Raw genomic sequence first — 21,048 nt, forward strand, 5'->3', positions numbered from 1 at the left:
ATTATATTCAATATAATTATAATTTTTCCTCTATATTTTATTGAGGGTTTGATTATTCATACTAATCTCACTGTTAACTTAATAAGTGTTATTCAAGTGAACCACCCGCCACTTAGTAGCTATTACGAGCTTACTTGATTAGTCGTTACTTTTGATAGCTAACAGTCATACAAATCATAAAGTAAGAATTGATGATTTTCCTGTTCGAGGAGATGGAAAAGAGGTATGGGATACGATTGACTTTGAAAATTGGTTAGGGGAAAGTAGAAATAATGGAACATCTTTCACTCTTTTTTAAATCACCAGTTGGAACAGATGAGAACAGATGAGAACGCCCTAGATTAACATTATTATACATTATTGTAATATGTGAAGAATTTTGAAAGCGATGTGTAGTATTCTCGATAACTTTAGAGTTGAAAAAATATGAATGTAGTATTCGGGCTAGATATCAGTATTAATATCCGAAATAGAGAATTAATTATAAAGATTTAATTAGAAAGATTTAGTTAGAAAGTGATTTCAATGCACTTTATATTCTAGTGTTTTAAAGTTCATACTAGAAACTTATCTCCACATGCTGCAAGTGCTGTAACTGATAAAGCCATTACTACTATTAACATGATTAATTGCTTAAATTTGCTCTTTATTCAAACCACTCCTTATATATAAGGTATTTTCAACTTTTAAAAAGGAGTAAATTACTTGTATAAGTATATAAAAATTAAAACTTTAAAACTATATATTATTAGATAACGTGTTTATAATGTTAGAGATATTATAAACGAAAGGGGTTAGGGAAAATCTTCCTATTACTATAATAATCATTTCCGTTATATACATTAGTATAATAATAAAGTCAGAGCATGCTCTGAACAGTCGGCGTTATAGATTTTTAAAATCATAAAATCAGATTCACTTATATAAAACAATAAACTACTCTCCCTCTTGTTTAAAGATTAATTATGATTTCTACTGTTTGAAGAATAGCACTTTAGCATCCATAAAATAAGGAAATGCAGTATAAATTGCTCTACAAGCATTCCCTTACTATAAATATGTGAAATTGTATGTGCTAACATGGAATTTAATAATTTATACGTTTTGGTTTGTATCCTGGCTAATTAGAATATCCTCTATAAATTTCATTTAAACGGGGTTTAGCGCTGTTCCTTGATCAATTAGTACTGGTGATCCTGGTGGTTGCTGAATGTAAAGATTCATTGTGAAGTCATCAGTTGTGGATGTAAAAACCCTCATTCCAAGGTTTCTCCCACCGGGTTCGTCCCAACATCTAGAGAATGCGTAATCAGGAAGGTCGGTGTAAGTGGTTCCTGCCCATGTGTAATTACGACCTGTGTCTTCAGCGTAGTAGTAAAAATTCCCCTTGGTCGACCCGTTCCTTACCGTTTTCATCCCTCCAGGTCCTAATTCAAACCAACCTACTTTTCTCCATACGCTACCAGAGCAGCTTTGATCCACATGGGCGAAAGCTACCCACAAGGTTAAGCTAGTATGATTCTTAAATGTAAGTGCCATTGTTGTTACTCCTTTTCATTTTAATACTTTTTACTTTTATCAAAAGAAGATTAATAATGGGTATGGAATATTTGTCTTCACTGGATTTTACAAATATATTAGAGATTTTATGTTTGATAATAAGCAACAGTCCAATTAGTGCAAGTAGATGGGGCTAAAAAGTGGCTAACACATCCTGATACTTTAAATGTGTAAGTGGTATTAGGTCTAAAGTTTTTTATAATAAAATATCCACCGTAACCGCCAGGTAATTCGGATGGTGATTCCGGTTTACCTGGACGTCCCCATCGAAAGTGAAAGACATCTCGATGTTCAACATCATGCCATTTAATAACCAGGTTAGGACCATGTTTGTAGATTTCTGTTAAACAGGGGCCATCGCTGGGACATCCTACACTTCCAGGATCTATAGTATCCCTTTGAACATTTTGATAATAATCTCCGGATGAAAAATATCCAAAATCATAATAATTTACTTGTCTATTAAATTTTTCGTTCAATATTCTTGCTCCTTTATAGTTATTTTTTTATTTCAGCATTTATTGGAGGAGCGCCTTAAAAATGGGGATATACAACGCTAAAGATTTGGAGACAAGTCATATAATATATTTGCAAGCTTTTTTTGACCTGAATTTGGTTAAATCTCAATAGAGTAAACCGGTTGATACAAAGTTTTTATCTTTATGTTGTAAATCCATAAAATCCTGATGTTTCCCCTCTATAACCTTCATTCACAAGGAGTACATCGGTGTTCCTTTGTCTATTGGTACTAGTGATCCTGATTGTTGCTGCAGGTAAAGGTTCATTGTGAAGTCAGGAGTTGGGGACGTAAAAACCTTCATCCCAAGGTTTCTCCCACCGGGTTCGTCCCAGCACCGAGAGAATGCGTAATCAGGAAGGCCGGTGTAAGTAGTTCCTGTCCATGCGTAATTACGATTTGTGTCCTCAGCGTAGTAGTAAAAGTTTCCCTTGGTCGATCCGGTCCTTACTGATTTTGTTTCTCCAGGTCCTAATGGATACCAACCTACTTTTCTCCATACGCTACCAGCACAACCTCGATCCACGTGAGCGAAAGCTACCCACAAAGTTAAATTAGTGTGGTTCTTAAATATAAGTGTCATTGTTATTATTCCCTCCTGTTTTGTATGGCGACGTATCACATTCATAATCATAAGAGAATGATTGATATGAGTAATTAGTATTCAACATTTTTCCTCCTTTTGAATTAATTTTTAATAGAATATTTATTTGAAATAGTTTTAGGTAGTTGTCCTCAAAAAAATAGGCATAGTTTTAGCTTTTTGTATACTTTGAAATTAATAGTAATCTCAAAATAGAGAAAGTCGATTTGGAGTTGTTTATTTAGTAAATAAGTAAGAAGGATTTTTTAAGGTGATATATAAAAATAAGCTATTATTGTTTACTAGTAATAATATGAAATATGAAATAAATAGCAATTCCGATAGTAATCCTGATTGTTCCTTGAAATGTGTCTTATATTTGCATCAGAACCTAATTCTATTTTTCTCATTTTTTGTGTCCATTTCCTTAAAAGATTTAAACCTGAAGTTGAGTATAAAATCAAGTTTAAATTTTTTGAGCAAATAGTTTTAATTTATTAGATACAGAAATAAATATTTATAAACTTCATCCTTTCCAATAATTCTACAGAAAGAATAACAATTTTTTCACTTTAGGAAGTATTTTGTTTTTTAACTTGATAGTAATGGGGGGCTATCGCTACTATTATTACTAATGCCGAAAAGTGTTTCTGAGAAGGGACTATTGCCTAAATCATAATGAGGCAAAAATGCATTTTGTGTTAAAAGCCTATTAATGGAGGTAATGTATGCTAAACAAATCGGTTTGGAACAGAGATCAACAACAGGAGCATGGTAAAGGTGGCACGCCAGTCGGATTGAAAAAATCAACAGAGGTCGCCCCAATTCACTTTCGAAGGATGTTTCTGGATGTGCCTAGCACAAACCCTATGTTACAAAAGATACACGTTGATCGTGGATATCTATCGAGTTCGGAAATATTAATAAAACACATTAGTAGCCTCCCGCAAATTACTCCCCTGATTCGAACAACACCTCGTCCAACGATAGTTGACTGGCGTAATCGCGGAGGCTGGCCTTGGATTACCAGCATACGAAATCAGGATCCCTGTGAGGCATGCTGGGCGTTTGCTTCTACAGCGCTGGTTGAGGCCATGGTCCGTATTGAACACTCTGTTTGGTGTGAACTGTCTGAAGGTGATGTGCATAAGGGGAGGGGTGCCCATTGTGCAGACCTGGGCAACACCCCAGACACCCTGAACTGGATACGTGATCATGGCTTGGCCGATCCTGGTTGTTTTTCTTGGCAGACTAGCGATGTTCCATGGACGCCAACTCCAGATCGATCAGGACGGACCGTGCGAATTCCGCAGAATACCAATGTGGGAAGCGTGGATGACCAGAAGAACTGGCTAGATACGGTCGGACCACTAATCTGTTTCTTCAATGTCTACCGGGATTTTGAAGAATTCCATGGTAGTGCTGTCTACCGCAAACAGGATACTATCGGGGGACATCCTAACACGTTACAGGGCGGTCATTATATGCTGGTCGTAGGCTACGATGACAATCAAAATTGTTGGATTGTTAAAAATTCTTGGGGAACGGGTTGGGGAGAGGGCGGTTATGCACGCATTGGCTACGGAGAGTGTGATATAGACCGGTACGCCAAACAGGGACTTCGTGGCACCAATCCAGACCCATGGACCAAGCGACATCTACACAGTGGAAACGTGATAGAGAGTGGTAACGGAGCGCATCATTCTAATTTTGAGATGTTAGTTAACGTAGGAGCAACTAAGCAGATTCAACACTGGTGGCGGGATAATAGCGCCCCTGGTTTCCCTTGGGCTAAGGCTTATGCTCCTTTCGGGAATGATGTCGCAGTTTGTCCTACAGTGACAGCCACTACGTTTAATCGTAACTTTGAGTGCGTTTACCTCACCACTCATGGACGCTTGCATCACTCTTTTTTTGATCAAACCAGCAAGCGATGGATGGACGGTGGGATCTTTGGTCCAACCGATGCGAAGGGAATTCCTGGTTTCATCCAAAGCAACTATGGTGCTCCTGGAAATTTTGAGGTTGTGGTACTAACATCCGACGGAAAACTCAACCATTGGTGGCGAGAGAACAGACCGCCTTGGACTTGGCATGATGGTGGGCGTTTTGGTCAAAATATTGCTTTTAGTGGCACCACATTGGTGCAAGGGATGTATGGAAAAAAAGGAAATCTGGAGTTGATTTGCGTGCTGAACGATGGTCGAATGCAACACTGGTGGCGAGATGACGACCATGGTTTTGTTTGGCACCCAAGTGTGACTTTTGGAGGAGGGGTCTTCAGTCCACCCTGCATGATTGAAGCATCCTATGGCGCACGAGATGAGCATGCGAATGGCAACTTCGAACTTTGCGTCGCTGTGGGTGGCCAAATTCAGCACTGGTGGCGAGACAACCAAGGGGATATGGTTTGGCGGAAAAGCTCCACTTTTGGCCATGAAGTGCAAGCCGTCATAGGACTTCTACAGAGTACCTTTGGTTTCGATCTAGAGATGATTGTTCTACGCTCTGATCAGCGGTTACAACACTATTGGCGAGATGGGGCTGGTTGGCATGAGGGACAAATAATTACCTAAGTGGAGTCGCTATACATGACCATCATGCTAAAGTGAAAATGAATCCATAAAACGAAAAAACGCTATTCTTTTTATAGTAATTCACAGAAAGGATGGCGTATTTTTTCCTTTTATGGATTATTTAATAAAAATCTTAACAATTTTTTAACTGATTCACTACAAGAAGAATCTAAAGATTTATGGGTACTTTATCTTGTGAGAATATTTCGTACTAACTAATTTATATGAGAAACAACAATAATCTATTTGATTAAATTCACAAAAAGATTATTGTTGTTTTTAATATAGTTACACTTTCATATTTTATAGAGCTGTAAGGTCATCGAACTTTAATCATTGAGATTTTCAAGAGCGTTTATTAACTTGGTTCCATTTGGACTACTTATCCTGTACAAGCATCCCACCCAGAAGATGCTTTATAAGCCCTGTTTTCATTACTTATATTATCTTTCCCAATTCTAATATCATAAAATATACCAGTTTGAATCCGATAGCTTATACAAAAATGGATTGATAAAACCGATTCAGTGACCTCATTGCTGATTGGTATTTGCATTAAACCAGTCCAAAGAAGGGCTACAGTGCTAGTTCCTCCGTTAACAATTTGTTGTCCATTTATTTCAATTTGATACCCTGTTTCTGGATCAGCATTACCTGCCAATTCTTGAACACCACGTCCACGATATGTAAAATTTGGATGCTAATAATAAGTCTTTAGATTTAATAAACAAATATTTACATAATATAAATTTAGATAACATTTCTTATCAAATACTCGCAAACTTACTTTAATAATTTTTACGGATCTGTAAACAATAAAAAAGTAAGTAAAAAAATTATGGAGGAAACAATTATGAATGGGTATTTACAAAGACATCCACCCATAAGGGTTTGTAAATTATAACGATGTAGATTACGAATAATTTTTTAGAAATTAAGTGTGGGGAATAACAAGGAGTGAAGTTATAATTAAAAAATTATTTATATATTTATTGATCTTCATATTACTTAATGGTTTATTTTATATTCAATATGCATATGCAGCAGAACCATTTGATGTGGTAAAAAAAGAAATATCACTAGAAGATTCTAATCAATTCACCGAAATCCCTGCCTTATGGGTAACAACAATGGAACAACCCTTAAAATTTTTTATATCTAATGATAAGAACAAAAAAAATAAAAGTGGTTTATTTACAATTAAACATGCCAGGCTTATTTTGTGGAAAGAATTCTCATACGAAATAGCAAAGAATATTTATAACCTCAATCCATATGTTTCGCAATATGTGTCAGTAAAGGTGTACTACTTAGCAGTTGATTATGAAGTGCATAAACCAAATGAATTCTATAAGAATGGAATAAATTATTTTTTAGCAATCATAGCGAAAGAAAATGGCCAGTGGAAAATAGCAGAGTTACCTATTGCACCTGTCCCCCTTATTGTCTCAAAAAAGGTTGGTTTCGGGACTGCACATGAAAAAAAAACCGCTGAAGAATTAGGATATTCAATTTTTAATACCAGGATAAAATACTAGAGCCGTAATTGGAAGGAGTAAATTCATGAATAAATTAATAAAATTGCTATTAGGTATTATTGTTTTTTCGATATATACAATCACCCAGGAACCCATATATGCAGATTCAGTCGACACAGTCACACCTTTATCAATAATAAAAGAGCAAGTAAATGCTGAAAACCAAAAGGATACAGCAAAAATGACAAAGATTTGGACAACTGAAACCTCTCCATTAATTAAGCAAGTACATCACCATGGTCATTCTCACGGAGAAGAAGGAGAACAAGCAACGAAAGCAGGGATTAATACTATAGAAAATGCTAAAATCATTGACTCAAAACCTTTACCTGATGAATTAGCCACTTCTATTAGCAATTTTAGTTATTATGAAAGTCGATATGGAAAAGAAAATGTAAAACCTTATTATGTTGCTGTGGACTATAAAGTAAAACAAGAGTCAGACTTTTATCAAAATGGAGTAAATTATTTCTTAGCAATTGTTGTAAAGGAAGATGATGAATGGAAGATGGCTGAGTTTTCAGTCGCCCCTGTAGATTTAATTTCCAAAAATGATGAGGGGTTTAATACAGAAGATGAGAAAAAAGTAATCGAATTACAAAAGAAGCGAGTTTTTGGAGGTGCTGTTACTAATCAACAAGGGGAATTACTTTTTTACAATACTCCTTCTGAATATATACATCAGGGAGCTCCTCATCATCATATGGCTAAAAGATTAAGAACTCCTCCAAAAGTAATAAAAGTACTCATTACAAATAAGCATAATGGTAAAAAGGGAACTGTACAAGAAATAGATTTTAATGATTACATTAAGAACGTACTTCCAAATGAATGGGATCTTTCATCTAAAGATGAAGCTTTAAAAGCGGGGGCATTAGCGGTTAAAATGTATGGTTGGTATTATACTAAATATCCAGGATTACCACTTGTTGGTGCACATGTTCGAGATAATACAACTTATCAGGTGTGGGTGAAAAATACAGAAGAAGAAAAAACAAAAATCACAAATCCTCATATCGAATCATTAAAAAACATAGGTTTTTATAGCGAAAAGCTAGATAATTTATTTGCACCTCAATACCGACGAAACTCCAAAGATTGGAAAGGTAGCGGTTGTATGCCACAAATAGGAACAATGCGCCTTGCTGGAAATGGGAAAAATTTCAAAGAGATACTTAGTTGGTATTATGACAACTCTAAAGAACTTAAGAACGGTAAAATGATTTATTTTAATTATTAATTCACATGAATAAGTTTAATGGAAAGCTTGTATACAAATGAGACCAACACTGGTCTCATTTTATTTTCTATATTTTTACTATTATAACTTTAGAATTGAAAATTTTATAAATAATAAGATTATAAACATGTTATTTATATATTAATAAAAAATCGTATCACATCTATGAACAGTTTTTATCACAGTGAAAACTATCTTTTATTTAACGACATTAAATAAATTAAAGTGATTATTTAAATAATTCCCTAAGAGTCATGCGGTTTATTCTTTTACTATATCTCTTCGACAAAATATTTGAAGTACCCTAAAATTATTAATTACACTTTGGTTTAATGGTGAATTTTACATTTAAGTACATACAGGTTTTTTATTATATAAAGTGAAACAAAGCTAAATTATAAACTGAGATCATGTCTTTTAAATACTATCACCTTGAAGGTTTTTAGAGCAATTTTCAAATAAGTTGTATATTTAATGGAATATACAGAGAGAATAAGTTTTGATTGCTTAAAAACAATCAAAACTTATTACCGGAGGTGAAAACATGAGTCAAAACAACATAAATGATGTAAAGAGAAATGAAGTAGGGCTAATTCCTCTAATTCCCTTTTCAAGTGTTGGAAGTTATTAATGAATTTCTTGAAATACCTGAGGGTGCCAAACTTATAAATGCTCCTTCAAAATCGTAAAAAGAGGAGAAGAAAAAATATTATAATTGCATTCCTAGATATAGGATGTCAAACAGGTCATGTGGATTTAAAGGGTCGTATTATTGGAGGAAAAAACTTCACTACTGATAATAATAGTGATCCTAAAAATTATTCGGATATGAATGAGACTGGAGTAGGGCTATTGCAACATTGATAGTAACTCCTCATATTTCAGGTAATACAGTGTTAATTATAAAACAATGTGAAAATAAAGATAAATTTGATAGAACGTTATCTGAAAATGAAGCTTATGCTCAATTGATTAAAAGAACAACAGTCCTTAATTTATTCGAAACGTTTAGTAGTCAATCAGTTGTAGGTTTTGACAAGAAAATAAATTAGAAGTTAAAGGGTATACTAGTACACAGTATTATTCCAGCAAAATTCCTAAAAGATAAGTTGAAAATTTTATTTAGTATTTGGTGTAATGTACATTTGAAGATTTCATTTGTTACAAATATGATAAATTTATGCAGATTTATATCGGGATAATCAATCGTTACATCATAATGTTAAATTCAAATAATATAAATTACTCTGGATAGAGATGAGAGCTGTTCCTTTTAACCGGAAAATCCCAAAAAATCATATGAATTTTTTAACTGTTAAGTATAAACAAATCCTAGAACTAGTTTCTTTATATAAGAAAGAAGGATTAGGAAAATGGATAATACAGAATTGAGAAACACAGTGACCTTAGATTTTTCATTGTTAAAAGCTATTACAGCTGGCGGATATAATCTATATCTAAGGCATGGAAAAAAGGGAAGAGAACTCGGTGGAGTACTAGATTTGAAAGATTTTAAAACACAAAGCAACTTAACCGATAATGGAAAGAAACAATTAAAAAACTAGGAGAGATTTTTAGAAAGCAAAAAGTACCCGTTCAATACCCCATATTTACAAGTCCTTATTGTCGAACTAAAGACACTGGCAAACTGGCTTTGGGGGAACAAAATATTGAAGTGATGGATGAATTAGCTGATATTAACAACTTGAATATTAATAACCCAAATGAAAAACAGAGACTAGTACAAGTAAAACTAATTAGAATATTTGAGACAGAGCCTAACCCGCAGGTAAATAGGATATTCATCGCTCATGAGTATTCTTTTGATAATTCTATACAATCACTTGTTTTTTTTAGATACAGTTATTTTAAAACCAAGAGGCTCAGGATTAGGATATGGATTTGTTGGTTCAATAAGTTTAAATCAATTTATAAGCTGGGCAAGCGAAAATCCATCTGATTAAAAAATAAAGTTATTTGGTTAAAAACTACAAAAAGATTAATGTTATTTTAAATACTGTTATACTTTTAAATTTTTAAATAGATGTAAGTATAACAAAGATATGGAGAGAACAACTATGAGTGAACAATTACAACGACATCCGCATTTTGGTAATACGTTAGCAGATCATTTTATGGAGCATCATCGAAATCCACTTTCATTTCATGCCCCAATTGTGCATGTAAAAGCAACAATAAAATTAGTAGAAGACGATGATTCTAATTCAGAAGGCGGAACACATCAGCATTTTTTAATTAATAATATTCAAGTTATTGATATAAAAGGGGCACAAAAATCTTTAGTAGAAGATGAAGCCTTCTGTGCAATTCGTTTTGGGGATAAATTAGGATTGAAAAATCCAATTCCAGGCTTAAAAGAAGGGGAAGAAATCGAACTGCAAGGGGAATATGTTGATAAAACACATGTAAAAGTAGGAATTGGGAATCCAGGTGATCCAGTCATACATTTCACGCATCACCCAGTAGGTTTTGTAAATTATAATGGTGTACATTACGAATAAAAATTTGCAGAAAAATATAGGAAGTAATATTTATTATTAGAGTAGTCATTTTTGCAATTAACCAACCCGTAGGGATGCTTTTTTATTCCCACTGGATGAGAATTAGGGAATGAAATTAACAAATATTGAGTTCTTTTGGATATAAAATACCTATTATTATAGAAAAGAGATGATTATTATGAGAAAAATTGAAAGTATTGTTCCAGAATACTTATTGGAAAAGTTTGCAGAAAAAGGGAGCGAAAAAGCCCAGAAAAGCTTAGAACATACTAGGAAAATTCATGAGGAAAGAAAAAGTATAATCAAAAGTCAACAAATAATGGAATCTACATTGGATAACAATAGAGAGCATAAACCTACTAGACATGTTTATGATTGTCAACACACGGAAGAACGTCAGCATAAATTAGTTCGAGACGAGGGAGATTCACCTACAGATGATGAGGATGTGAATCAAGCATATGATGCTGGACAAGTCATTTTAGAGTATTATAAAAATGTATTACATCGTAATTCTATTGATAATCTAGGGCTGGATCTTATTTTTAACGTTCACTATAGCAATCATTTTATGAATGCTTTTTGGGATGGAGAACAAATGATTTTCGGTGATGGTGATGGTGAAATCTTCATTGATTTTACAGGAGGAATTGATGTTATAGGACATGAAATGAGTCATGGTGTAACACAGTATACATCTAAACTCGAATATCATGATCAACCTGGTTCCCTTAACGAGAGCTTTTCTGATTGTATGGGAAGTGCAATAAAACAATATCATTTGGGTCAAAATGCTCAAAATGCCGATTGGTTAATAGGTGACAAAATTATTGGTCCTAAATTTCCTGGAAAAGCTCTTCGTTCAATGAAAGAACCAGGAACTGCAAATGATCATGATACTCAACCGAATCACATGAATAAATATGATGATGGTAGTAATCTTAATTTTGAAACAGAAGAAAAAAGGCAAAGTTATATCGTGCATACTAACAGTGGTATTCCAAACAAAGCATTTTATCTAGTTTCTATGGGAATAGGAACAGATAATGCTGCAATCTTATGGTACAATGCATGGCCTCATCTTCACCCAAATTCTGATTTCCATGATGCTTTTGAAGAAATTCTAAAAGCCGCGAAAGTACTTATAACCGAAGGGAAAATGCCCCAAAACACAGAACAAGTTGTGAAAAAAGCATTTAGTGATGTAGGTATCGCAAAATCTTAAATTATTTAAACAAAGATTAGGAAATGATTTTTGCAAAAAGACACCTGATTTAGGTGCCTTTTTGCTTTGCAATTTTTGAAATGAACAAGCATGCACTTTCGAATTAAAGTTTAATTTAGAAATATTTTATATGAAGCAAGGTAATGAAGATAAACCATAATATTTCTCAAGTGAGAAGGGAATAAGTCATGGTATACAGATAATGTTGGTTATCTAATTGAAATTTATGGATTTATATACGGACATTCAAACTAAAGGTAGTTTTTCAAATCTTTTATTAATATTTTTCATCACTCATATCCCAAACAAAGGGACAGATAAACTATGTATTTTTTACATAATAAAATTAAAAATAACAATGAATAATAAAAAGCTCAGCATTGCTGAACCTTTTATTATTTTTCTTTACCTATTCTGCCTAAACTATCTTTAATAGTTGTTTCCCCAAGTTGAGTGTATAACAAAGCTGTATCTTGACTGGTATGCCCAAGTTGCTGCATTACTTGTAATGAATCTTTTTCTTCCATATATAATTTATTTGCCAATGTATGTCTTAATTTATGAGGAGACATTCTTTTTCCATAGGACTTAGTATATTTTTCTACTATATCTTGGATAGCTCTAACTGAAAGAGGTTGTGCAGTATGTTTATATTTCGATAAAAACACATTTTTCAATTCTTTCCCTGGAGCATATTTTTTATCTCTAATCTCCATATATTTTTCAAGATCATTTAATGCAATTGGGGTAATCCAAACAGAATCTTCTTTGTTTCCTTTTCGGATTACATCAATTAGTCTTTCCTTTAAGTTTATATCTTCCATGCGGAGATCGGCCAATTCACTTACACGAATACCGCTACCAAGAAAGAGGGAGAGGATAGCTACATCACGCTCCTTATCTCTTAGGAAATAGAATAACTGATGTTTTGTTAAAGATTTTTCATGTTCATACTTAACATAATTCAGAAATTCTTGATCATCATCATTATGGAATATTTTAGATCTCATACGTTTTGCACGAGCATTTAATGTTTCTTTATCTTTATGTATTTCAATTTTAGCCATCACATTTCTATAAAAATAGCATTCTCCATCTTCATTCTCTGATAGGGAGGTGAGGTACTTAAATAAAGACTTTAAGGCCGAAATCTTTCTGTTAACAGAGGAATTCTGCATGTTTTGTTGTAGTTTTAAAAACCTCATAAAGTTCTCAACATCTTTTTTCTTTAAATTCTCCAAATCAGAAAATGATATGTCTTTAATGGGCTTAAATTCAATAATTTGTTCAGATAATAGCCAATTAAAGAAGACTCTAAAATCATATACATAATTCAGTAGGGTGGAGGGAGAGGCATCATGCAATTCTTTGTACTCCACAAATTCTTCTATGTAAAAGGGCATTTCATTTAAATTCTCGTATAATTTCTTACGATGTACAGATTTTTGACGTTGTTTGCTGTAATCCATAAAAATCACCTCATATATACTATAACAGAAAAACTATACGAACACAAGTTCGCATTAAATTCAATTTTTACACAAACTTATTTACATAATTAAATTATGGGATTCTAAAATATACTCAAAACTGAATGGTATAGTGTAGTTAATTAATTGGGAATTATAGCTAACCAAGTGATAAATTTGTATTAGACTATAAAAATTTGTGCAAAAACTAAATATAAATGTATGTGAAATAAAACAAACCGGATATATAAATTTATATAAGAAATCAATCCGTAAAAATTTTTATCAAGCGTAAATTGATTAATTTAATCATGTTTATGGGGAGTTAATTAAATCAACTTAAGAAGAAATCTTATAAATTATAATTTAATTTACTATAAAAAATATTAATGACTAACTTAGCATTTAATGATTTCTATATAAAGCATGAATTATATAGACACATACCAATATACAAAGATCCATGCAATTGAGTTCGAAATCCCTAAATACTGTAATAGATTTTTATTTATACATCTTACTGTTCGTAAAATTGGTATTTCGCGCGAAGTTGTTAATGATTATTTTTTCACGCTTTTATAAAGGCATCATATACCCTACCTTTCATCAGTATAATTATCTTTTAGTTTCTGGTACGTTCAGCTATACATATTAATATTATAAACGATTGCTTATAGAACATATCTAATATATAACATTTTAATGCGAAACAGTTTACTTTAACTCCTTAAGACTAAATAGATGGTGTATTTTACAAAATTTAATTATTGTGATGTCGAAATAGAGCATTTCCTTCAATTCTTTTTATAGTACTTGGTTTAGCTAAGCATTCTGCTAAATATTATTTAAATGCAAATTTCAAAATGTAACTACTAAATTTCTCTTTCCGTCTCAATGATATAAGTATTCTTTTCGTTTTGAGATTTATTCACTTGTTTTTTATAAGTCCCTATTAGATATGTTATGTAAACTGATTAAAATTAATTTATTGTAAATCACTTTATATAGCCGTTTTTCAAGTCACATTCCCTCCCTACTTTACCACTCGGTGTAACCACATTCTGTGTGCTTTCTGCTTCATGTAAGTGAAAATTCGTACATCAGTATTTGCACTCATCATGATAATACGATGAAGATTTAATTCCTCAATTCCAAATGTAATCAGCAACCTTGCTACTCCCGTTGCAACACCCTTTCCCCAATAATCTGGATTTATGTTATACCCTATTTCTCCCTCCCTATTATTAAAATCTCGAATCATAATCGCACCTGCCCCTACCACTCTTTCGTACTCCAATTCAACCAATGCAAAAGAAAATCGACTTCTCAGGACCTTACTTGCATCTTGAAGAACTTGGTTTACAAATTCTTTTGTTTCCGTTTCCGAATTATGGCCCCATGCTTGGTATCGGTACACAATGGACTGTGATGTGTATATATGTATATCCTTCCAATCATTTTCTTCGATTTCTCGTAGTTTGAATCTATTATGTATTATGTTATGAACCATCCAATTCCCTCCATTCATTTATGCCCTTTATCACACTAAATTTCATCATAGTATTCCATTAACCTAGCTTAATTACAACATGAAAAAATCTTAAATCCACTGATACTATTTATCTAGTAAAAGAGAATCAGTACATATAACCTTTGTACGTTTCTTCAAACATCTTACTCGAAATTGATCCTACATATTCGAATGTTTCATACCAGAAAATAAATTCTTGTAGAGATTTGTCAAACACTGTACACTGAATATGTGCCGTCTTTGCCCTTCTCTTTTTAGAGGAGGTGACAATAGAACGTGGAGAATACTAGAACCACCCGTAAACGTTCAGAGAGAGAAAAGAAACGTAAGCGTCTTTTTTCTTTTGGCACAATCGTTACAGCATTCAGTTTCCTTAGAAATATACATTACTTTTTCACCAAAAGTGAAATAGGTAAGGGTATAACTGAATATGTAAGACATCTTCTTAAATAAAAAAGTGCCGCTATAAGTAGCGACACTAAGACCAGTTTGTAGTTATGATTGGGTTCCAAGGTGAAGTACTGACCATACTTTCATTGCACACGACCAATGCAGTATCATTTTGAAGTGCAAAGACGTTGAAACCCAGATTACTACTCTATATAGTATTGCGACATGCAGTGCTTTTATTCCTGTCTGCGTACGAAAAAAAGCCTTGGTGACCAAACCAAGACTTTTCAAGAAGCTTACGACCTATCAATAGAACGAGAATCAGAACCACCCGACTTCTTGTTCGTTATAATCTAGCTTACACCCTTATTGTACTATACGTTTTTTATATTTTCAACAGTCTGCATTCCTTTCACGCAATATTCATACTTCTAATACTGAAAGTTACCTTACACGACCTCTATCCATTGAAGATTCACGTCACACTTTACATACTTCATAGAACAGATACAATAACATTACTATTTTTCAGTCTGTAGCTTGATATACAATAAGAATATCCAAATACTAGGAGTGATCAGGATGACAAGTACTTTACTACTATTAGCTCTTACTTTGTGTGGAATAAGTGGACTATTCTCCCTAATTAGGAAGCTAACTACGCCAAAACAAGATGAGGCTAAACGTTTAATTATTATCGAATCATTGTCTATATTAGGAGTTGCATGGATAGGTATTGGACTATTCTTGTAACATACTTACATATTACTTTCGTTACGATTGAATAAAACTTATTATTCCGTCAATAATAGGGATAGGCATTAGCCAAAACTCATTTAAAGTCCTTAGTCTTTCTCCTTTCCCCTTGGAGATTCCTTGATCTGGAGCAGTTAGCTTTACTAACAGCTCCTTTTTTGTATCTGTAAATGCGTGATTTGATTTGCATTTGTTTGAATTGCATACAGAATGCTTTCCTAAAGTAATAGGTACATAAAATTCAATTCTATATGAAGACTACCTGTGTAATGTACCAGCAACTCCTACTCATACATTTACTCTTTTAAACTAGAACCTGTTTTCACTTCACCTTCACTACGAAGCTCATGCCAATTCTCTATACAATCCAGCTTCCAGGCATTCGGATTTTCTTCATTATGTAGCTTTTTTAGTATGTATTTATTTATTTTTTCTTTCTTTACCTTTAATTCTAAGTCCATAAGTCGACTCTCCCAGTTATACGTATTGAATGTTTCCTGCCTAAAATCAATATACTACTTTGAACTCATTTGAGTGCTAATTCTTTTTATCTATTATCTATTCCCTATGTGATAATTATAAGTTGTAATTAGCTATAAGCATTCCATTTATCACTTTGATATAACGGTTGACCTGTATTCCAGTCGCACATAATCCATTCCACCGTTCCACTCCCAGCATCTTTAAACTGCATTTGAACTTCTACCTTATCCGTTGTAACATGAAAAATATCCATTGCCCTTCTCTCAATTTGTAACACGTTCTTCCCAGCTTCTTTTGGATATTTCTTCATCATTTTTTGTATGGCTACTCTTGCCATTTCCTCATTATATGGTGAAGCATAATCATTATCCTTTACTTTATCGTTTTCTACTTGACCGACAGATTCTTCATTTGTGTTTGCACGACTCTCTGATCTACCCTTTAATTTGTCTTCGTTTGAGCATGCTGTTAACAGTATTCCTAAACTAACAATATATGACACTACTTTTTTCACTATTTAAACACCCTTTCATTATTAGTATGTTTCTATTATTAAAATCTATTTAATAGTATATTAATATATAATTATATATAGTATAATCGTATCAATCAACATATCTGTAGGAGGAAATTATGAAAAGAAATATACTTAAAGCAAGTAAGAACATATTATTAGCAGGTTGTACGTTTAGCTTATTGGTAAGTTGCTCTTCCAACAATTCAGAACCAAAAGAAGGAAGTAAAACAACTGCATCTGCGAATGAAAGTACAACTAAAGACCAAGTGGCCAGCGGGTCAAAAATAGGAGATACTAGTAATTCTGATTCGTCTAAAAAGAAGGAAAATGCCAAAGACCATAAAGAAATTACTATAGATCAATTCGGCGGAGAAAGCTTTTCTAATTTATTAGACGATAGAAAAGTGAAAGAACTTGGTGTTGCTCGAAAGGGTGATTACATTTACGTCATGTTCCAAAAATACAGCCAAGAAGAGCAAAAAGATAAGACTTTTGTATCAATCGGCAAAATAGACGATAAAGAAGGAAAATGGATTATAAAAGATCAACATTTTTATAATGGAGAAGACGGCGTATCTTCTACACTCTTTGGAGATGCACACATCATTTCAAATGGTTTAGTAGCAAGAACCTCTCTTATGGATGAACAAGCTAAAATGGTAGAGATTGATACCAACCTAGAGAGTTCCTCTTTTAATAATATCAGTAATAGCCAAAATACAGCCAATACATATCATTATGTACAAACCTCGAACGGTAGCGCTCTTTTAGTACAAGAGGGAGAAAAGGTCTTCCTGCATTTAGATGACAGTTCGAAAAAGGAGATACAAAATCTGAAATTAAAGGATTATGGCACTAACAATATCTATATTGATTTAAAACAAAACTTACTATATGATGGCTCTGGAAAAACAGTATTTGATATAAACAAGGGCGATTATGTGTATGATAAACAAGGTCAAAAATTAAAGTATGGGATAAACTACGGTCAAACCCTTATCGCTGCAAATGCAAAATACGTCATTGCTAACACAAACAATGGTTCAAAATTAAAGTTTGACGTGTATAATACTACTACTGGCGGTAAAGCAATGAGAAGTATTGAATCAGAAGCAATTACACGCGCAGGTGTAGGGGGACTATTAGGCGGTTCTGAAAAGCATTTATACCACTTCAGTTTGACAGGCGACTATATTCACTATGTAGGGCTAATCGAATACAAAGGTAAGCCAAGCATTCAATATAAAAAGATATACGCTGGAGAATAACCATTTCTAAATGCATTACTTATTAGCTCCTGCCTCTTTACCATTACTTTAATTAGTAATTATTCCAACTCTAGTTATCCTAGCACGATTAAAAAGAGAACCTGATGAGGGTTCTTTTTTATTTTTAAGTACTTTTATACAATACCCACTATCATATAGAAACGATTCCAAAAGGGACCTGCCAAGCTCTATCGTATAAAATATGTAAAATGAAGTAAAAAGGAGGATGTCAAATGGATTTTTTGAACAAGATAGATTCTTTCGTACGTCAACTTTTTCTTGTGCCAGTTTTCGTTATCGGACTCGGCGTTTATGTTTCATACGTCACAAAACGCATATGGGTTGCGCCTGTTCTTACACTTCTATTAAATAACCTATTGGAGTCCTAGTCTTGGATGATGTACTTCAGGCGTATCAATACATAGAAATCTCACATCCTCTACCTTACCGTTTGCTAACTTCACTCGAAACGTATCACCATTGATATGATCCAGTATCGTAGCTTTGATGATTCTATTAGCATTTTGTTTCTTACTCTGCCCAGGTACTAGGTTCATTGCCTGCTCGACCAATTCTGGATACTGCAGTTTACCCGTAAACTCCTCTTTTTTTACAGGTACGGACGCTGCTGCCTCATAACTATTCTCTTCTTTCTAATTTTGCTTTGTTTCTCTTTGTTTCGCTTCCTTTCTGCTGGTCTTTCTCCGCTACATTTCTTGTAACGGAAATTCCAGTGTCATCTTTGCTACTACACCCTGTTACCAATCCTAAAATCATGCACAATGTAGAAATGAAGCATAAAAATTTCTTCATCGTATGCCTCCTTCTCTTCTTGTTTTCTTTCCTGACATCATAACGAGATTGGAATCATTGTTGGAAAAACGATGGACTTCTATGATGTAGCAAAGGTTTTTGTATACATCCATTGCTGGACTCTTCTACTCTTTCATACGGACTTTTTATGATATGTATGCAGGATTCACCCATACATATACCGAAACCCCAATAGGGAGTCATTCCACTAATTACCATCCCCATTTCATACCATTACATTTTGGAGGTTAAACAGGATGAAAAAAAAGAAGTTACAAAAATCAGCACTTTCTTTTACCCTACTCTTTTCTTTAGGTATTTCTTCTTTTCCGCTTACAACAACCATTCATGCGGATACACAAGGGGCACAAACTGCAGAAAAGAAACAAGTCTCTTTAACGGAGCGTACGTCATTATTTTTTGACTATCTCCAGCAAGATAAATATGCAGAAGCACTTCAGTTAACGTCTGCTGCTTTTCAATCCAAGTTTACGGCAAACATATTACAAAACTGGTGGACACAAAGTGGCGGGAGCAGGATTACAAGCATGGGAACACCTGTTATTAAAGAACGAAACTTAGTCCATCAAACGGTTGAAATTCCAGGAGCTATCGAAGGAACTACTATTCCACTACTCCTTAAATTCACGCCTGGCGGCAAAGTTGATGAAGTTGGCGTAAGGACGATGCCACAGAAATCTTATACCATCCCGCATCCTAGTTATGACCAACCTGATTCCTACCAAGAACGTGAAATCGTAATTGGAAATACTACATACCCGTTACCAGCCACATTAACGGTTCCAAAACATAAACCTGGCGAAAAAGTACCTGTTGTGGTTCTTGTTCACGGTTCTGGTCCACAAGATCGTGACAGTACATTTATGGGAGCTAAAATCTTTAGAGACCTTGCAGCTGGTCTTTCATCAAGCGGTATCGCAGTGCTACGTTACGAGAAACGTTCCTTAGAACACGGTTTTAAAATGAGTGCAGAACCTGCTACATTAGACCGCGATACTACAGATGATGCCATATATGCAGCAAAATCAGCAGCGCAGCAGGAAGGTATTGACCCAGGTAACATTTTCATTCTCGGACATAGCCAAGGAGCTGGCACCATGCCGCGTATACTAAGCAAAGCACCTTCATCACTTGTAAGAGGAAGTATTTTAATGGCACCTCCTGCACGTCCTTTTACTGACATGCTCCTTGATCAGTATCAGTACCTCGGGGCACCTAAGGATTTTATTGATGAACTAAAAAAACAATTCGCTTATATTAAGGATCCTACTTTTGATCCAGATCACCCACCAGCTGGTTATAATTATCCTTCTCCACATTTCATGTATGATGTGACTCGTTGGCGTCCAGTTGAGGAAGCGAAATCACGAAAAGAGCCATTACTGATTCTGCAAGGCGCACGTGATTATCAAGTAACTGTAAAAGACGATTTTACGAGATGGCAAGAAGGGCTTTCAAGCCGCAGTAATGTTCAGTTCAAAGAATATCCGAAATTGAATCACATCTTCACGGAGGGCGACGGGGAATTCAGTCATCCTAGTGAATACGAAGTCCCTTCCAATGTTCCTGCGTATGTCATCCAGGACATCACTGCATGGGTCAATGAGACAAAGAAATAAGAAAACAACAAAAGCCATCATGCAATCATCATTTCGTGATGGCTTTTGTGATATTAAAACATGTTATATCAGAAATTAATCGCTTCTATGAATTGATATTTTTACAGCGCTTATTTGCTTCATATCTTGCTATTCCTAGTCCGTCAGTGCAAGAATACAAAATTTATTTCGATATGTAATAATGCATATTATTTCTCTTGGATGTTATGATATACTCTGTTTGTGAGCTGATACAATATTTCTTTAGATTGGAAAACTAAAACCTCATTAACCCAAGTTGGGGGCGCCATTTGGCGTCTTTTTTTAGTTTTGCTCCATAGGCATTTAGCTTAGATATTGAAGTAACCCCAAAACAAAAAATAAGCTGCCCATTCGGAAAACTTATGTACATCATTTTCGAATGCGGGAGTTCCATCTTTC

20 protein-coding genes and 1 pseudogene are annotated in these 21,048 nt (G+C 34.0%); 11 read left to right on the forward strand and 10 right to left on the reverse strand.

What is annotated here, in order from left to right; genetic code table 11:
* Positions 1–151: 151 nt before the first annotated feature.
* Positions 152–298 carry a hypothetical protein gene (locus tag AC22L0_RS24790; RefSeq protein WP_487272479.1) on the forward strand — a complete coding sequence of 49 codons (147 nt, stop codon included), beginning with the start codon at positions 152–154 and terminating at the stop codon, positions 296–298.
* 1,040 nt (positions 299–1,338) lie between these two features.
* Here AC22L0_RS24790 and AC22L0_RS24795 read toward each other — a convergent pair.
* From AC22L0_RS24795 to AC22L0_RS24805, 3 genes and pseudogenes are all read right to left on the reverse strand, one after another.
* Positions 1,339–1,539, reverse strand: a pseudogene (locus tag AC22L0_RS24795) (DUF1036 domain-containing protein); the annotation flags it as partial.
* Positions 1,540–1,646: 107 nt separating this feature from the next.
* A complete protein-coding gene (locus tag AC22L0_RS24800) occupies positions 1,647–2,039 on the reverse strand; it encodes a hypothetical protein (RefSeq protein WP_487272480.1) in 393 nt (130 codons plus the stop codon).
* 231 nt (positions 2,040–2,270) lie between these two features.
* Positions 2,271–2,660, reverse strand: coding sequence for a DUF1036 domain-containing protein (locus AC22L0_RS24805; protein ID WP_483503479.1), 390 nt, complete (start codon positions 2,658–2,660; stop codon positions 2,271–2,273).
* Positions 2,661–3,388: 728 nt separating this feature from the next.
* On the opposite strand from AC22L0_RS24805, the gene AC22L0_RS24810 reads away from it, so the two are divergent.
* A complete protein-coding gene (locus AC22L0_RS24810; protein WP_487272481.1) occupies positions 3,389–5,236 on the forward strand; it encodes a C1 family peptidase in 1,848 nt (615 codons plus the stop codon).
* A gap of 382 nt (positions 5,237–5,618) precedes the next feature.
* Here AC22L0_RS24810 and AC22L0_RS24815 read toward each other — a convergent pair whose 3' ends face one another.
* A complete protein-coding gene (locus AC22L0_RS24815; protein WP_483503483.1) occupies positions 5,619–5,897 on the reverse strand; it encodes a hypothetical protein in 279 nt (92 codons plus the stop codon).
* Positions 5,898–6,228: 331 nt separating this feature from the next.
* On the opposite strand from AC22L0_RS24815, the gene AC22L0_RS24820 reads away from it, so the two are divergent.
* The 5 genes from AC22L0_RS24820 to AC22L0_RS24840 all read left to right on the forward strand — a co-directional run bounded on the left by AC22L0_RS24820 (position 6,229) and on the right by AC22L0_RS24840 (position 11,761).
* The gene (locus AC22L0_RS24820; RefSeq protein ID WP_487272482.1) at positions 6,229–6,774 is read left to right on the forward strand and encodes a hypothetical protein; all 546 of its coding nucleotides are present in this window, start codon (positions 6,229–6,231) and stop codon (positions 6,772–6,774) included.
* A 25-nt stretch (positions 6,775–6,799) separates the two neighbouring features.
* The gene (locus AC22L0_RS24825) at positions 6,800–8,014 is read left to right on the forward strand and encodes a SpoIID/LytB domain-containing protein (RefSeq protein WP_487272483.1); all 1,215 of its coding nucleotides are present in this window, start codon (positions 6,800–6,802) and stop codon (positions 8,012–8,014) included.
* 1,373 nt (positions 8,015–9,387) lie between these two features.
* Positions 9,388–9,579 carry a hypothetical protein gene (locus AC22L0_RS24830; protein WP_487272484.1) on the forward strand — a complete coding sequence of 64 codons (192 nt, stop codon included), beginning with the start codon at positions 9,388–9,390 and terminating at the stop codon, positions 9,577–9,579.
* A gap of 513 nt (positions 9,580–10,092) precedes the next feature.
* Positions 10,093–10,536 (forward strand): hypothetical protein, encoded by a 444-nt coding sequence (locus AC22L0_RS24835; protein WP_487272485.1) that lies wholly within the window; start codon positions 10,093–10,095, stop codon positions 10,534–10,536.
* A gap of 178 nt (positions 10,537–10,714) precedes the next feature.
* Complete coding sequence (locus AC22L0_RS24840) at positions 10,715–11,761, forward strand: M4 family metallopeptidase (protein ID WP_487272486.1); 1,047 nt, start codon at positions 10,715–10,717, stop codon at positions 11,759–11,761.
* A 395-nt stretch (positions 11,762–12,156) separates the two neighbouring features.
* On the opposite strand, the gene xerS is transcribed toward AC22L0_RS24840, so the two are convergent.
* Both xerS and AC22L0_RS24850 read right to left on the reverse strand, forming a co-directional pair.
* A complete protein-coding gene (xerS, locus tag AC22L0_RS24845) occupies positions 12,157–13,230 on the reverse strand; it encodes a tyrosine recombinase XerS (protein WP_135238824.1) in 1,074 nt (357 codons plus the stop codon).
* Between the two features lie 1,033 nt (positions 13,231–14,263).
* Positions 14,264–14,740, reverse strand: coding sequence for a GNAT family N-acetyltransferase (locus tag AC22L0_RS24850; protein ID WP_487272487.1), 477 nt, complete (start codon positions 14,738–14,740; stop codon positions 14,264–14,266).
* A gap of 993 nt (positions 14,741–15,733) precedes the next feature.
* On the opposite strand from AC22L0_RS24850, the gene AC22L0_RS24855 reads away from it, so the two are divergent.
* Positions 15,734–15,904, forward strand: a complete 171-nt coding sequence (locus AC22L0_RS24855; protein WP_000204757.1) for a hypothetical protein — start codon at positions 15,734–15,736, stop codon at positions 15,902–15,904.
* Between the two features lie 299 nt (positions 15,905–16,203).
* Here the strand turns inward: AC22L0_RS24855 and AC22L0_RS24860 are convergent, their stop codons facing one another.
* Both AC22L0_RS24860 and AC22L0_RS24865 read right to left on the reverse strand, forming a co-directional pair.
* Entirely contained in the window at positions 16,204–16,368 is a 165-nt protein-coding gene (locus AC22L0_RS24860) for a hypothetical protein (protein ID WP_170964345.1), read from the reverse strand.
* A 128-nt stretch (positions 16,369–16,496) separates the two neighbouring features.
* Complete coding sequence (locus AC22L0_RS24865) at positions 16,497–16,904, reverse strand: hypothetical protein (RefSeq protein ID WP_487272488.1); 408 nt, start codon at positions 16,902–16,904, stop codon at positions 16,497–16,499.
* Between the two features lie 119 nt (positions 16,905–17,023).
* On the opposite strand from AC22L0_RS24865, the gene AC22L0_RS24870 reads away from it, so the two are divergent.
* Together AC22L0_RS24870 and AC22L0_RS24875 are read left to right on the forward strand one after the other, a co-directional pair.
* Entirely contained in the window at positions 17,024–18,175 is a 1,152-nt protein-coding gene (locus AC22L0_RS24870; protein WP_487272489.1) for a hypothetical protein, read from the forward strand.
* Positions 18,176–18,408: 233 nt separating this feature from the next.
* Positions 18,409–18,564, forward strand: a complete 156-nt coding sequence (locus tag AC22L0_RS24875; protein WP_163050577.1) for a DUF2651 family protein — start codon at positions 18,409–18,411, stop codon at positions 18,562–18,564.
* Here AC22L0_RS24875 and AC22L0_RS24880 read toward each other — a convergent pair.
* Together AC22L0_RS24880 and AC22L0_RS24885 are read right to left on the reverse strand one after the other, a co-directional pair.
* Positions 18,550–18,747, reverse strand: a complete 198-nt coding sequence (locus tag AC22L0_RS24880; protein WP_487272490.1) for a thermonuclease family protein — start codon at positions 18,745–18,747, stop codon at positions 18,550–18,552. The genes AC22L0_RS24875 and AC22L0_RS24880 overlap by 15 nt on opposite strands.
* Before the next feature lie 67 nt (positions 18,748–18,814).
* Complete coding sequence (locus tag AC22L0_RS24885) at positions 18,815–18,988, reverse strand: hypothetical protein (protein WP_170925776.1); 174 nt, start codon at positions 18,986–18,988, stop codon at positions 18,815–18,817.
* 257 nt (positions 18,989–19,245) lie between these two features.
* Between AC22L0_RS24885 and AC22L0_RS24890 the strand changes: the two genes are divergently transcribed.
* Positions 19,246–20,628, forward strand: a complete 1,383-nt coding sequence (locus AC22L0_RS24890; protein WP_487272491.1) for an alpha/beta hydrolase family protein — start codon at positions 19,246–19,248, stop codon at positions 20,626–20,628.
* Positions 20,629–21,048: the final 420 nt, after the last annotated feature.

It is taken from the genome of Bacillus sp. LQ01, assembly GCF_057624735.1.